The 15,320-nt window shown below is 34.8% G+C and carries 11 protein-coding genes and 1 tRNA gene; 2 read left to right on the top strand and 10 right to left on the bottom strand.

Features of this window, described 5'->3' with window-relative positions:
- The 3 genes from mreC to purH all read right to left on the bottom strand — a co-directional run.
- On the bottom strand, positions 1-845 hold an 845-nt coding region (mreC, locus tag JGH11_RS14815; RefSeq protein ID WP_201113114.1), incomplete at its 3' end, for a rod shape-determining protein MreC.
- 57 nt (positions 846-902) lie between these two features.
- Positions 903-1,928 (bottom strand): rod shape-determining protein, encoded by a 1,026-nt coding sequence (locus JGH11_RS14820; protein ID WP_201113116.1) that lies wholly within the window; start codon positions 1,926-1,928, stop codon positions 903-905.
- 25 nt (positions 1,929-1,953) lie between these two features.
- Positions 1,954-3,477, bottom strand: coding sequence for a bifunctional phosphoribosylaminoimidazolecarboxamide formyltransferase/IMP cyclohydrolase (gene purH, locus JGH11_RS14825; protein WP_201113118.1), 1,524 nt, complete (start codon positions 3,475-3,477; stop codon positions 1,954-1,956).
- 174 nt (positions 3,478-3,651) lie between these two features.
- Here purH and JGH11_RS14830 point away from each other — a divergent pair, with 174 nt between their 5' ends.
- On the top strand, positions 3,652-5,475 hold the full coding sequence (locus JGH11_RS14830) for a DUF3857 domain-containing protein (RefSeq protein ID WP_201113120.1): 1,824 nt from the start codon (positions 3,652-3,654) through the stop codon (positions 5,473-5,475).
- Positions 5,472-7,445, top strand: coding sequence for a DUF3857 domain-containing protein (locus JGH11_RS14835; RefSeq protein WP_201113122.1), 1,974 nt, complete (start codon positions 5,472-5,474; stop codon positions 7,443-7,445). Before JGH11_RS14830 ends, JGH11_RS14835 begins: the two co-directional genes overlap by 4 nt.
- A 2-nt stretch (positions 7,446-7,447) precedes the next feature.
- Here JGH11_RS14835 and JGH11_RS14840 read toward each other — a convergent pair whose 3' ends face one another.
- The 7 genes from JGH11_RS14840 to JGH11_RS14870 all read right to left on the bottom strand — a co-directional run bounded on the left by JGH11_RS14840 (position 7,448) and on the right by JGH11_RS14870 (position 15,211).
- Positions 7,448-8,371, bottom strand: a complete 924-nt coding sequence (locus tag JGH11_RS14840) for a cation diffusion facilitator family transporter (protein ID WP_201113124.1) — start codon at positions 8,369-8,371, stop codon at positions 7,448-7,450.
- Positions 8,372-8,615: 244 nt separating this feature from the next.
- A complete protein-coding gene (gene rho, locus JGH11_RS14845) occupies positions 8,616-10,535 on the bottom strand; it encodes a transcription termination factor Rho (RefSeq protein ID WP_201113125.1) in 1,920 nt (639 codons plus the stop codon).
- 162 nt (positions 10,536-10,697) lie between these two features.
- A tRNA-Cys gene (locus JGH11_RS14850) sits at positions 10,698-10,771 on the bottom strand.
- Positions 10,772-10,957: 186 nt separating this feature from the next.
- Entirely contained in the window at positions 10,958-11,305 is a 348-nt protein-coding gene (locus JGH11_RS14855) for a septal ring lytic transglycosylase RlpA family protein (RefSeq protein WP_236264011.1), read from the bottom strand.
- A 47-nt stretch (positions 11,306-11,352) separates the two neighbouring features.
- Entirely contained in the window at positions 11,353-14,331 is a 2,979-nt protein-coding gene (locus JGH11_RS14860) for a PEP/pyruvate-binding domain-containing protein (protein ID WP_201113127.1), read from the bottom strand.
- Positions 14,332-14,422: 91 nt separating this feature from the next.
- A complete protein-coding gene (locus JGH11_RS14865; RefSeq protein ID WP_201113128.1) occupies positions 14,423-14,872 on the bottom strand; it encodes a DUF4293 domain-containing protein in 450 nt (149 codons plus the stop codon).
- A gap of 6 nt (positions 14,873-14,878) precedes the next feature.
- Positions 14,879-15,211 carry a DNA-directed RNA polymerase subunit omega gene (locus JGH11_RS14870; RefSeq protein WP_201113129.1) on the bottom strand — a complete coding sequence of 111 codons (333 nt, stop codon included), beginning with the start codon at positions 15,209-15,211 and terminating at the stop codon, positions 14,879-14,881.
- Positions 15,212-15,320 lie beyond the last annotated feature (109 nt).

Genomic DNA, 15,320 nt, shown 5'->3' on the forward strand with positions numbered 1-15,320 from the left:
TTCTTAACCTTATCCTCCAATTCCTTTATTTCTTCGTTTGTACTATTTATTAAATGTACATTCTTTAATGCTCCAAAGTCTGTAGATAATTTTATTTTCAAACTATTGAAATTATCATCTGTCTCACTTTGAAAATCTTCAACTATACCAACCATAATCCCTTCGGGGAAGAAATCGGAAAAACCACTAGTTACAATAGTATCACCTTTTTCAACCTTCTCATATTTAGGGTATTCGGTCAATTTTGCATACCTAGGATCTCCTCCTTCCCAAATAAGGATCCCTGCCGCATTTGAATTTAACGACTTACAACTGAACCGACTATGAGGATTGAGTACCGTCTGTATAATAGCAAAATTAGCGCTCGCATCTCTTACTACTCCGACAATACCTTGTTGAGAAACTACTCCCATATCTGACTTTACGCCATCCTTCTCTCCTTTATTGATAATCAAATAATTATCAACCATAGAAATACTATTCTTCTCAACCCTCGCTATTATATAATGAGGTTCTGTCCTATTTCCTAAAGAATCTTTAATAAAGGCTTCCGTTTTCAACGAATCAGAACCTAATTTAAATAAGTAATCTTTCAGATTATTTATTTCAACCTGCATTTCTGCATTTCGTAATAAGAGATCCTGATTCTCTTGCCTAAGCCCAAAGTAAGAAGATATACTTCCTGAAATGGCATAAACTCTTCCAGTTATTTCAGTAGAAGAGTTTAAGAATACACTTTTTTGATAAGAATTACCACTGAAGACTAAATAGAAACAGATTATTTCCAGGAAAATGAAAACAAACCATGAACTATTTTTCAATAAAAAATTTATCAGGTTACGCATGATCCATTTATTTCTATCCCCGTTCGGTAATTTATTTAAAAATACATTAATATAATATTATCTCATCAAGAAATTAAATTTCTCAATGTTCTTCAATGCTATACCTGTGCCTTTTGCTACTGCATGTAGCGGATCTTCAGCAACAATAAAACGGATACCGATTCTATCAGAAAAACGTTTACTCAAACCTCTTAACAAGGCTCCACCACCCGTAATATAGATACCATTACGCACAATATCAGCGTATAGCTCAGGTGGAGTTTGCTCCAAAGCACTTAATATCGCCGAATCCATTTTTGATAATGATTTATCCAAGCAATGCGCCATTTCCTGATAAGATACAGGGATATCCATAGGTAAAGAAGTCATTCTATTTGGTCCATGTACAATAAAATCTTCAGGAACATCTTCATCTGGTAACTCGGTCAGTGCTGCCCCAACTGCGATCTTTATATTTTCAGCAGTACGCTCCCCTACTTTGATATTATGCTGACGCCCCATATATTCCTGAATATCCTCAGTAAGATCATCTCCCGCTATTTTAATAGATTTATTCGAAACAATACCTCCTAATGATATTACGGCTATTTCTGTTGTACCACCACCTATATCAACGATCATGTTTCCTTCGGGAGCTTCTACATCAATACCAATACCTAAAGCAGCAGCCATAGGCTCATATATCATATATACATCACGTCCTCCGGCATGTTCTGCAGAGTCGCGGATTGCACGAGTTTCAACTTCGGTACTACCAGATGGTATACAAATAACAATACGTAAAGATGGTGAGAAAAGACGACTTTTATTATTAAACATTTTTATCAGACCGCGAATCATTTGCTCCGCAGCTGTAAAATCTGCAATAACACCGTCTTTTAGAGGCCTGATAGTGCGTATATCTTCATGCGTCTTACCATGCATCTGACGAGCTTTCTCACCTACTGCTATTACCTTTCCAGATTTTCGCTCTAAAGCTACCACAGAAGGTTGATCTACAACAATTTTATTGTTATATATAATGATGGTATTGGCTGTACCAAGGTCCATCGCTATTTCTTGCGTAAAAGAGAATAATCCCATATTAGAGTTTTTTTATAAAATAAGATTAATGTTTAAAATGGCGAATACCAGTCATTACCATCGAAATATTATGTTCATTACAATATTCGATTGATAAATTATCCTTAACCGATCCACCAGGCTGAACAACAGCTGTAACACCTACATTTCCGGCTATTTCCACACAGTCGGGGAACGGAAAAAAGGCATCGGAGGCCATTACTGATCCATCTAGGTTGAATCCAAATGAATTTGCCTTTTCTATAGCCTGTTTAAGAGCATCTACACGAGATGTCTGGCCTGTTCCTCCTGCACATAACTGCTTATTCTTTACCAGTATAATAGCATTTGACTTTGTATGTTTCACTAGTTTATTAGCAAACAATAAATCTTCAAGTTCACTTCCCTCTAAAGGTCTGTTGGTTACTAGTTTTAAATCAGTTGCAGTTTGCGTACTTAAATCTTTATCCTGAACCAAAACACCATTCAGTAAAGAACGGAATTGCTTGATTCCAGTCAATGATTGTTTCTGCACTAAGATAATACGATTTTTCTTTTGTTCCAATATTTCAAGAGCTTCTTTATCGTATTCCGGTGCTATTACAATTTCAAAAAAGATTGTATTTATCTCTTCTGCAGCAACTTTATCTATTTTTTTATTGCTTACAATAATTCCCCCGAAGGCAGATACCGGATCTCCGGCCAAAGCATCTTTCCACGCTTCAACCACTGTCGGACGAGACGCTATACCACAGGCATTATTATGTTTAAGTATCGCTACGGTAGTTTCTTCAAAATCACTAATCAAGCTCACAGCCGCTTCTATGTCTAATAAATTGTTATATGATATTTCACGACCATGCAATTGATCAAACATAGAGCTAAAGTCGCCATAGAATGTACCTTTTTGGTGAGGGTTTTCCCCATAGCGAAGATGCATGGCATTGTCTTCAGTATATCGAAATGCTGTGCCTTCATTATTATCCATATAATTAAATATAGCTGTATCATATGAAGAAGAAACAGAGAACGCTTCTTTAGCAAAGAATTTACGATCGTTTATATCGGATTTGCCTCCTTTATCTTCCAGCAAATTCATTAATGGTTGATATTGTTGTTTAGAAGCTACAATTACAACATCTTTAAAATTTTTCGCAGCAGCGCGTATCAATGAAATACCACCTATATCTATTTTCTCAATAATATCTTGTTCCGATGCACCTGAAGCAACTGTTTCCTCAAATGGATACAAATCAACAATAACAAGATCTATTTCATGAATATCATAAGCTTTTATTTGCTTCATATCTTCGGTTAATTCTCTACGACACAAGATTCCACCGAATATTTTAGGATGCAACGTTTTAACCCGACCTCCTAATATAGATGGATAACCGGTTACATCTTCTACCGCTTCACATGGTAGACCTAACGATTCAATAAAACTCTTCGTTCCTCCTGTAGAAACGAAACGAACACCTAAACTATCTAGTTTTTTTAAGATTTCATCCAGTCCATCTTTATGATAAACGGATACTAACGCTGTTTTAATTCTTTTTTCCGAAGACATGATATGTTAATTATCCAACTTTTTAGGGGAACAAAGTTATAAAAACTATTATTATTAGAGGCCGTTTTCAATATAATTTTTCGGTAATAAAGCTTAATTAAAAAAATAGGATTATCTATGTTGTTTTTCACTTTAATTTATATATTTGTTAAATAAACTTTAATCCATGAGTTAATGAAGTATATTTTTATTATCCTGTTTTTTACAATATCAATTTCAAGCTTTTGTCAAAATTCAAGAAGCGAGATTATTGAATATGTTTCATTAAACCAAATAAAAGGAGACAAGCTAGTTAGAACAGACTCTGTTACATTGCAAATCAATGAACGTATGGGGGATCACGACACTGAAATACTTATCCCTTATTCTAAGGGAGATAAAGTGTCTATTGGAGAGGCTTGGATTGAAGATTTACAGGGGAATATAATAAGAAAACTAAAAGGAAAAGAAATTAAGGATAGAAGTTCTATTTCAGATATATCCCTATACGAAGATGATTTCGTAAAATCATTTGAGTTGAAGCATAATATTTATCCATATAGGATAGTCTATTCTTTCAAAATTATTTATTCTAAATTTATTAATATCTCTGTGCTTAATTATATAAAAGCAAAACAAGCCGTAAGGAATGGCAAATTAATAGTTGAAGCTCCTCTTAATCAGCCAATCAAGTTCAAGCAAAAAAATGTAAATGAACCACAGATAGATACATTATCCGATATAGTCAGATATCAATGGAATTATCGTTATACCCCCTCTTTAGAAGAAATAAACGCTTCGCTTAATACATCAACTGCCCCTTTTATATATACAACACCTTTATTTTTCAAATTTGGAGTAGAAGGTAGTAAAGAAAGCTGGGAATCGTTCGGTAATTGGATTTTTCGTTTAAATAAAAATAAAGACGAGCTACCCTTATCTGAACAACAAAAGATCAATAGTCTAACTTCAAACGCTAATACAGATCAAGAAAAAGCCAAAATTCTCTATCAGTATTTGCAAGACTATACCCGATACATAAATGTAAGCATCAATTTAGGCGGATTACAAACTTATCCTGCCAACTATGTTTGCTCAAATAGATATGGAGATTGTAAAGCCCTTACAAATTATATGCAGGCCATTTTAAAACATGTAGGTATTAAGTCTTATTACACATTAATAAACGCAGGAGATAATATCATCGATACCGATATCGATTTTCCTTCTCAAATCTTCAACCATGTTATACTCACGATACCCTTTGAAAATGATACTACATATTTGGAGTGCACATCTAAAAACACACCATTCGGATATATAGGTACTTTTACCCAAGGAAGAAAGGCCCTACTTGTAGATGAGAATAATAGTCACATTGTCAATACTCCATGCCTTACCCCTCAGGACGTATTGTGTACTCGTAATTTATATGTAGACTTAAATACTTCAATGATGAAACTTGTCGCTACAGAAAGAGGTGAAAAATATGAGCAAACAAGTTATTTAGCAACAGAAGTAAATAAGAATGTAGTAGATAAGTATATCCGAAATAATATACTATCCGGATCATACGACCTTCTCGATTTCACATTTGAAAAAGAGAACCGAGATAGTGCTAAGATTAGTCTGAGTGTAAATTGTAAAATTCATAATCTATATAAGATGTATGGGGAAAATCTTATAATATCTCCATTTACTATAAATATGCCTTCTTATGAATCTCCCGAAAAAAGGACATCTGAAGTACAACTCGATTATCCGGAATATTACAAAGATCGTATTGAATATACGCTACCCGATAACAATGTCTTTCAAAAGCCTAAAGACATTGCTATAGATTCTGATTTTGGAAAATATTCACTAAAGTTTGAGATAAAAGATAATAAACTTATCGTAAACAAAACAATTCTGATTTACTCGGGAAGATATACAACAACACAATATCCTGACTTTTACAAATTTATAATGTCAATTAAGAACAACGAAATAAAAAGCTATTTCCTAGAACTATTATGAAAACACCCTTTACTATCATCTTATTTTTTTTAATATCCATATGTGGATATTCACAGGCGGCATACACGTATGATGCAGGTAAAATTACTCAGAATGAAATGTCAATGACCGAATTTGATAAAGACAAGGATGCTGAAGCTGTAGTTCTTTACAATTTTGGTGATTATTATTTTCAAGGAGAAGAGAGTCGGGGCTTCATTCTGCATATGAAAAGGAGGACGAAGATTAAAATACTGAAGCAGGCAGGAGTAAAATATGCCGATTTTGAGATCCCTTATTATATTGGGGATAGTGGTTGGGAAACTATTGATAACATCGAGGGTATTACATATAATTGGGAAAACGGACAACTAACTAAAACTATATTAGAAAATAAAGCTATTTTTGAAGAAAAAGTCAATGACAATGTCAGAGTAAAAAAAATAGCTCTCTCTAATGTAAGGGAAGGATCTATCATTGAGCTTAGCTATACAATATCAACTCCTTATTTTTTCAATATGAGAAAGTGGATGTTTCAAGAAAAAATTCCTGTTATATATAGTAAACTTACTTATAAAGCTATCCCATATTATGAGTACACATACATAATGAAAGGGGCTTCTAAATTAGATGAGTCAAAATCGGAAATATTAAGTGATGATATACGATTTGGACAATTACTCTATAGAGAAGTAAAATTTGATTTTGGGATGAAAAACATACCCGCATTCAAAGATGAAGAGTTTATAACCTCTGAACAGGATTATATGATAAGCCTCAATTTCCAATTATCAAAGTTGATATATCCTGGAGGTGGAGGCAGAGAAATTATGACAACCTGGCCTGCCATGAGCGAGGACTTCCTTAAGAGTGATGACTTTGGAAAATATATTAGAAATTCCGAAAAAGAAGCAAAAAAGATACTTCCAACACTGAACTTAACGAATAAAGATGCTAAAGATCAGGTGGAGACAATTACTCAATATGTAAAATCAAAGTATAACTGGAATGGAATATATGGTAAGTATGCAAATGTAAGTCTATCTGAGTTTATGAAACAACAAACTGGTAATGTAGGTAATATCAATTTGTTTCTTATTGGACTGCTAAATGCAGCAAAAATAGAGGCATATCCCGTCGTATTAAGTACCCGAAAAAATGGAGCTATAAGCAAAGGACATCCTTTCCAACAGTTTTTCAACTATGTAATTGCCTTAGTCAAAATAGAAGATAACACGTACTTTATAGATGCAACAGAGCCTTTATTGTATTACAGTAATCTACCCGAACGTTGCATGAACGTAGAAGGCTTGGTTGTTAAGCCTAAGGTTGAAGAATGGACTATTGTTAGGCAACGTAATATATCTGTAACACAAAAAGATCTACATCTAAAGCTACTTCCGGAAGAAAATAAGATTGAGGTTAACGCCCAGTTTATTGGAAGTGGGCTGAGTGCTTATAATTTTAGAACTATCCACGTGGGGAAAGACGAGAATTTATCTAAATATCTGAAGGATAAAAATAATATAGAGGTAAAAAACGACCTGAAGATTGGTGAAGTGGATAAACTCAACAGACCTTTCTCCTTCACTTTCTCGTTTGATACATCACTAGAAAATACATCAGATAAATTATTCGTATCTCCATTCTGTAACTTATCGATAAGTGATAATCCATTTAAACAAACCAGTAGATCTACACTCATAGACTTAGTCTATATACGAGGTGACATTTACAAATCGACCATCGATATACCTGACGGGTATGAAGTGGAATATTCGCCTGAGTCTTATATCTCTGAAGATGAATTGGTCAAAATCAATTATTCACTTGTAAAAGATAAAAGTAGAATCTCAATAGATGCCAGTTATTATTTAAAGAAAAGCGTGTACAACCCGGATGATTATATCAAACTGAAAATGTCTTTTGCTGATATTATCAAAAGATTCTCTGAAATGATAGTGCTAGTAAAGAAAAAAACAGAATCATAATACTAATTACATGTATCTTCATAAGGGCATATTTCGCGTCCTTCGGTCTGTATAGTTACATGCTTTAGTCCAAATTCTTTGTTTATCAATCGTTTGGCCATTTCGAGAATATAGTCTCTATCTGAATCTGGGTTTACCTTCAGGTGCACAGTCATGGAGGAAAATTCAGAAGTAATCATCCAAATGTGTAAATCATGTACACCCTCTACCCCATCTATAGATTGGAGAGAAGCGATCACTTTGTCCGAATCTATATTAGCTGGCTTTGCCTCCATCAGTATATTTACAGATTCTTTTAAAACATTCCATCCGCTATAAAGCACAAGTATGGATACTATCATACTTGCTATAGGGTCGGCAATATACCAGTTAAATAGCATAATGAGAACAGCTGCAATAATAGCACCAACCGAACCCAACAAATCTCCAATAACATGTAGAAAAGCACTTCTTACATTTAAATTTTCTTCGGTAGAACCTTGAGAATGAAGTATCCAGGCAACCAAAACATTCACTATAAGCCCAATAACAGATATCATCATCATACCCTTACCAATTACTTGTGGAGGTGCAGAAAGACGCTCAATCGCTTCTTTAAATATAAAGATGGATATCAATATAAGTACAACTCCGTTTAATAGCGCTGCGAGTATCTCGAATCGTTTAAAACCATATGTTTTTGATGGAGTGGCCGCCCTCGCTCCAAATATAAGTGCACTAAGACTTAAGCCCAAAGCAACAGCATCGCTAAGCATATGTCCTGCATCGGATAATAAAGCAAGACTATTTGTTAGATAGCCTCCTATAAACTCGACAAACATAAATCCAGCTATAAGTATAAAGCTAATCGTTAATGCCTTCTTATTGGCATTATGGCTATGACTATGCCCATCATGAGAATGATCGTGATTATGATTATGTTCCATGAGAATGTTTTAACTAAAAAGTGACAAAAGTGACAGATTTTACTCAATCCTATGATTCTTCTTATTTTTTATGAATAACAAAATAAACAGTATTTATGTTTCATATTGAATAGAATGAAGCTGACTCTGCCTTCAATTCTTATATCTATATTCTATATAGATAAATATCTTAAAATAAAAAAGCAAGGGTAAAGTTAAACCTTTTTCCCTTGCTTTTAGTATTATCAGAATTGATTCTATCTATTTAGTCATTCATCGATATTAAAAATTCTTCATTATTTACCGTTTTTCGAAGTCTATTTTCTAAGAACTGCATTGCTTCCACCGAGTTCATATCCGACAAGAAGTTACGTAGCACCCACATACGGCTTAGTGTGTCGTTATCAAGCAACAAATCGTCGCGACGGGTACTGGATGCAATAATATCCACAGCAGGGAATATACGCTTGTTGGATAACTTACGGTCAAGCTGAAGCTCCATATTACCTGTTCCTTTAAATTCTTCGAAGATAACATCATCCATTTTAGAACCGGTTTCAGTCAGAGCCGTAGCTATAATAGTAAGCGATCCACCGTTTTCAATATTACGGGCAGCACCAAAGAAACGTTTTGGTTTATGCAGGGCATTCGCATCTACCCCTCCCGTAAGTACCTTACCGGATGCTGGTTGGACTGTATTATAAGCACGAGCCAAACGGGTTATGGAATCTAGTAAAATAACGACATCATGCCCGCATTCTACCATACGCTTTGCCTTATTCAACACAATTTCTGCTATTTTTACATGTCGATCGGCCGGCTCGTCAAATGTAGAAGCAATAACCTCCGCATTCACACTTCGTTCCATATCCGTTACTTCTTCAGGACGTTCGTCGATAAGAAGTACAATCATATACACTTCCGGATGATTATCGGCAATAGCATTCGCTATGTCTTTTAGTAATGTAGTCTTACCTGTTTTTGGTTGTGCTACGATCAATCCACGTTGCCCTTTTCCTATTGGAGAGAATAGATCTACTACACGACATGATAAATTATCATTTCGTCCTTTTGTCAATTTAAATTTCTCGTTAGGGAAAAGCGGTTTCAAATGGTCGAAAGGAACACGATCACGAACTTCGTCCGGAGTACGTCCATTGATTCTATCAACCTTTACCAGTGGAAAGAATTTTTCGGATTCTTTAGGAGGACGTATAGGTCCTTCTACTATATCACCAGTTTTTAGTCCAAACAAACGGATTTGTGATTGTGATATATATACATCGTCAGGAGACGACATGTAGTTATAATCGGAAGAACGTAAGAAACCATATCCTTCTTGCATGATTTCAAGTACACCTGTAGCATTTAGTATTCCCTCAAAATCAAACAATTTTTCTTGAGATTGGTTGTTTTGCTTTTGATTGTTATTTTGTTGATTCTGATTCTGAGATTGCTGCTGTTTTTGAGCTTTTACCGGAGTTTCAGGCACTGTTATTTCAACAGGAGTAACTTCCGAATCTATCTCTAATGGTGATAGTAATGGTAATCCCGGAATTGGCTCCTGGGGCTCCACTTCTCTCACTTTATTTGATCTGAAAACTAATTGAGTCGGCTTATTAACCGGTTGCGGCTGCGGTTTTGCTTCTGCTTCAGGCTTATTTTCCTTAACTTCACCGACGTTCTTTTTTACCACAATCTCCTTTTGCTGTACCTTTTCTGCTACAGATGCAGGAGGAGTAGTTGGTTCTACTTTCTTTTCTGCTGCTATTGGAGTTTCCGGTTTATTATTGTTCCTACCTTCTACTTTTTCTTTTGGTTTCACTACCGCTACTTCCTCTTTTTTCTCTGTTTTTTGCTCTAATGGCTTCTTTGACTCAGGAGCGGGAGGTACAGCTACAGCTTTTTGAGGTGCTGTTTCTTGCTTTTTAGCAGGAGGTTGGTTTTTGGGTTTTCCCTTGGCAGCAGCATATGATTTTTTCTGCTGTTGTTCTATTCTTTCTTCGCTCTGGTAGCTTTCCGAATTTTTATTTCGAGCCTCTAGGATAGCTTGCTCATCAAGTATTTTATAGATAAGTTCATCTTTTTTATAAGCATCGGGCCGCCTAATTCCAAGTTCTTTCGCGATAGTTCTTAGTTCTATTGTGAGCTTTTCGTTCAGCTCAAGAATGTTGTATATACGCATGTATATTATAATTAAATTATATTTTTATGTGTTTCAAAATAACTAAGGAGTAACCTTTTTGGTAGTTTAACTTAAGTAATAATGAATAATTATTTGGATCTTGTTTATTGAAGATGATAATCTTCAAAAGAGATTATTATCTAAAAGCTAAAAAGTTTGCTTTGGAGGTTCCTGGCGGATTCGAACCGCCGTCAACGGTTTTGCAGACCGGTGCCTAACCACTCGGCCAAGGAACCCAATTTTGGTTAGCGATTGCAAAGATATAACAATTTCTTCAACCAGCAAGTTTTTGCTTTTTTTTTATTTATATAAAGCAAATATTATCAGATTTTACAATAAAAAATGGAGGCAAATCATTATTTATATTTATTTATATATATCTGTATAATAATAGAATAATCAAAAACTGGCTATAAAGAATTTTATTTTAAAGAAAATACGGTATCTGCAGGTAAAAATGGTAAAATTTCCGTTTTTTGTTCAGATATCGCAACTTTCACCACGCCTTTACGTACCATTTCCAGTTGTTTTGCGGCGGCATAAGACAAATCTATAACGAATTTTTTACGAAAAGGTCCCCTATCTATAACTCGTACGATCACCTCTTTGTCATTTTCCAGATTCTTAATTTTCAGAATTGTTCCAAAAGGAAAGGTTTTATGCGCACAAACCAAACTATCTTTACGATAAATCTCTCCACTGGCCGTTTTTCTATTATTAAATTTCGCTCCATAAAATGTAGCGTACCCTATATCCTGGGCTTTACTCATCAAAGTAGCACTTATTAAAACAAATATAAAAAAAATCTTCTGCATACTTACAATTCTGTTAGATGATCATTTTCAGGCTTTAAAACGACTCCTACTTTTTTCTTTCCATTTATCTTTATGTATACTGGTTTAGAGAAATGCACATGGCGTATAAAGTCTGTTTCATGAATAGCAGGAAGGTTATTTAAATATTCTTCATCGAAAAATCCGTCATCAGATAAAAATGGATTGATGGAAAAATATCCTACACCAAAGGATGTCAGATTCTGGAAAAAGTGTGTTCCCTGGCTGGGTTCCACTTTATAATTATCGAGAGTCAATTCAACCAGAAGACGAGCATTGCTTATTTGAGGCCACCTTACAGGTATACCCAACCAATGATCACTACTACCCCATCTGCCCGGACCAACTAGTATATAATTTTTATCTAGATCTAAAAATTCCCTGTTAATCTTATCAATCTCCATTGCTATCAACGGATTATTCGCGGCATTGAAACTCTTCGTCTTTACATAAACAATATCGTAAACATCACTTATCACACCATGTCCTAGAGCACTATTAGAATGTAGAATTTCTTGTTCCCTTTTAATTTGTGATAAGTCTTCACTTTGCAGTTCTTTGTTCTGAACAATTGGACGTATCTGTAATAAAGAAAACTCCCCCTCTCCTTTATCTTTCAGATCGACAGCAAATTCTATCTCTACAGCACGCCCCATTTCCTCCTGTCCTATTTTTAATACTCTTTTCAGTATTTCGGCCAGAGGAAAAACATTGTGCTGCAAAATATTTACAAAAGACAATATCTTTCGACCTTCCTCATAGTACCCATCATAAATTACCTGATCGACAGGGTCATATGTTGATGACACATATCTGATGGAACCATCTTTTTCTGCATCCTTCAAATTTAGTTTCAATAAATTAAAGCCATCATTCGTAGAAAAATCGCTATGCACATTTTTCATATCCAAGGCATAGAAGAATCGTTGTGTATCTCGTAGTGCCAAATCGACAGAACTTAATTGTATTATATTATGAGGATGGGCCGGTGAAAAACGCAGACTGGTACCTCCTTCTACAATATACTTACCTAGCCCCAACACTATATTAGCAATGCCCTCCTCTGCTTTTTCATTGCCAACGGGATAGAAATTTAAAGAGCGAGCGACTCCGGATATAGTTGGATAAAAATGATCTCCATAACGACTACCTACTGCTTCCTGTAAAACCACAGCCATTTTTTCCTGATCTATAAGATTCTGAGTGGCCACCATATACGTTTTACTATCTTTATAAAACACTGATGCATAAACGGCTTTTATAGCTTTTCCCAATAGGCTTAGCATTTCATATTTATCAGATAACAATGGGATCATATAGGTAGCATAAACCCCGGCAAATGGCTGATAGTGCGAATCCTCTAACAAGCTTGAGGATCGAACGGCTACAGGAGCTTTCACCACATCGAGAAACGCCATAAAATCTTCGATTAGGCGATCTGGCAACCCTGCTTTAAGAAAATAACGTAGAATTTCATCGTCCGATTTATCCGAAAGAGCGATTGGATACAAATCATTTATTTCCATAAACTCATCGAAAAGGTCGGTAGACATAACCACTGTTCGAGGTATTTTAACGTTTATATTACTATCCTCATTTAGCTCAGTATGTTCTTTTACAATATTGTCCATAAATGCAATACTACGGCCTTTCCCGCCTATAGAACCGTCTCCCATTCGCACAAAATTTGAGAATTCATCGAAACGATCCTTATCGAAAACCGCAACAATACCCGAATTTTTTATTCGTCTGTATTTGATTATCATATCATAGATAATCTGCCGTGCATCTTCTACATTATCAAAGTCTGAAATATCAATCTTCTTTAGCCACTCAGCCAGAGGAAACAATGCCCTGGAATAGAAAAACCGTGAAAAATGGTTGTGTGACATATGATAGACCAGCGAATCGGTAGGGATGTTGAATATATTCTTCTGCATATCCTTCAAATTACGGATGCGGAATATTTCCTCTCTGGTCTCAGGATTGATTATAATAAAATCGCCGAAACCAAAATTATTCACAACCTGCTTTCTTAGATCACGAGGAAAACTTTTAGAGTTTTTATCAATAAAGCTACATCCTAGTTCGTCGGCATATTCTTTATTATATATCTCAGAAGAAGTAAATACAATCGGCTTAAATCTATCTTGTGTTTTAATCCATTGAGCAAGCTTATAACCTGCAAGCTTATCTTTTTGTCCGTTGTGCATATAGCTCATATCTGTTACTATGCCCAACATATAATCTTTATATTTTGTATATATACTTACAGCTTCTTCATAAGTACGGGCCAACATAATCTTAGGACGTCCACGCATACGAAGCATCTGTTGATGTTCGTTGAGGGCCTCCTTGGAAAACTCTTTCGACTCTTCCATTACTATTTTAAATAACGTAGGTAGGGCCGATGAATAAAAACGAACAGAGTCTTCTACCAGCAAAATAACCTGTACACCAACACTCTCCGTATCATGTTCTGCATTCATTGAATCTTCAATGAGCTTAATGATAGCAAGTAATAAATCAGGATTTCCAAGCCAACTAAATACATAATCGACCCCAGATAAGTCTTCCTGAGACAACCGTTTAGTTACTTCTCGAGAGAAGGGTGTGAGAACAACAAATGGAATATCATCAAATTGTGCCTTTATATGCTTTGCTGTAGAGAACATTTCTGTCTCATCCATATTCGGCATCTGAATAATAAGTTCGTAATGATTCTCCGAGAGTTCGAACAAAGCTTCTTCTTCTGTAACTACTTGCGTAAATCGTGGAGGATAATTCAGATTAAGGGAAGTATATTCATTAAATATCTGTTCATCGATACGCCCATCATCTTCCAAAATAAACGAATCGTACTTAGTCGCAATTAACAGGACATTATAAATGCGCTTATTCATCAGATTGGCAAACGATGTATCTTTGAAACGAAATTCTTTTATATCTGGTATTTTCTTCATAATAGAGAACTATATAGGGCACAAATATAATGTAAAAAAAGAAGCTGAGTATATCTACACTCAGCTTCTTTTATTATATCTTAATATCTATTTATCGAATACGATCTAATGATTTTACTAATTTTTCATCTTTTTTGATTCGCGAGATAGCCAACAAATCAAAAATGAGAGCTATAACCGGAAATATAATTCCAATTTGCACATTTAAGGTATATGAATTATCTATTTTCCCTAGAAAAGAATTTATATAAACCATACTGGTCACATAATATATAACTATAGACAAGGCTGTTAAATAGCCAATATTTATCTGTAATTTTCTTTTCTTATAGAGAAATATATTAATAAATGCGAGTAATGCACTTAGAATAGCAAAAGTCAACACACCCCAGGTTGGAAAGTCAGCTCCTATTCCAAAAGAATGAAAAGTTGCCAATAATGCAGCACCTTCATTTACAATCTCCACTAAAGGACAAAAGATAGTTGCTGCCATTAGTAAAGCAGTAAGTAGTAGAAATATAGACTGTATACGCTGTATCATTGTTATTTAGAAGTTATCTTTATCTTTATTTGGATTTCTATAATAAAGCTTTCCTTCTGTGTACTCCTGAGCTGCAATTAATGTCGGTTTAGGAAGTTTTTCGTAATAGCGAGAGATTTCAATTTGCTCTCTATTTTCAAATACTTCCTCCAGATTATCGTTATATGAAGCAAACTCCTGCAATTTCTTGTCCAAGTCTTGTTTCATTTCCACAGCAATCTGATTAGAGCGTTTTGAAATAATTCTTACAGTTTCGTACACATTACCTGTATCTTCCGACAATGTCATCATATCTCTGGTAATTGTATTGCTAGCTGCATTTGATTTTCTATAATCCATTGTTATTCTTATTATATAATTATGAATATTCTTATTACTTATTTAATTCTTGCTGAACTACTTCATTAGTAGCTTGATCTACCTCTTGTCCCAGAGCTTTCAGCGCCTG

This window comes from Dysgonomonas sp. Marseille-P4677 (genome assembly GCF_016652235.1).
Taxonomy (GTDB): Bacteria; Bacteroidota; Bacteroidia; order Bacteroidales; family Dysgonomonadaceae; genus Dysgonomonas.

Excerpts from the sequence above, each read along its gene's own strand:
- JGH11_RS14820 (WP_201113116.1), bottom strand. The coding sequence starts at position 1,928 with ATGGGATTATTCTCTTTTACGCAAGAAATAGCGATGGACCTTGGTACA.
- purH (WP_201113118.1), bottom strand. The coding sequence starts at position 3,477 with ATGTCTTCGGAAAAAAGAATTAAAACAGCGTTAGTATCCGTTTATCAT.
- JGH11_RS14830 (WP_201113120.1), top strand. The coding sequence starts at position 3,652 with ATGAAGTATATTTTTATTATCCTGTTTTTTACAATATCAATTTCAAGC.
- JGH11_RS14835 (WP_201113122.1), top strand. The coding sequence starts at position 5,472 with ATGAAAACACCCTTTACTATCATCTTATTTTTTTTAATATCCATATGT.
- JGH11_RS14840 (WP_201113124.1), bottom strand. The coding sequence starts at position 8,371 with ATGGAACATAATCATAATCACGATCATTCTCATGATGGGCATAGTCAT.
- rho (WP_201113125.1), bottom strand. The coding sequence starts at position 10,535 with ATGCGTATATACAACATTCTTGAGCTGAACGAAAAGCTCACAATAGAA.
- JGH11_RS14855 (WP_236264011.1), bottom strand. The coding sequence starts at position 11,305 with ATGAGTAAAGCCCAGGATATAGGGTACGCTACATTTTATGGAGCGAAA.
- JGH11_RS14860 (WP_201113127.1), bottom strand. The coding sequence starts at position 14,331 with ATGAAGAAAATACCAGATATAAAAGAATTTCGTTTCAAAGATACATCG.
- JGH11_RS14865 (WP_201113128.1), bottom strand. The coding sequence starts at position 14,872 with ATGATACAGCGTATACAGTCTATATTTCTACTACTTACTGCTTTACTA.
- JGH11_RS14870 (WP_201113129.1), bottom strand. The coding sequence starts at position 15,211 with ATGGATTATAGAAAATCAAATGCAGCTAGCAATACAATTACCAGAGAT.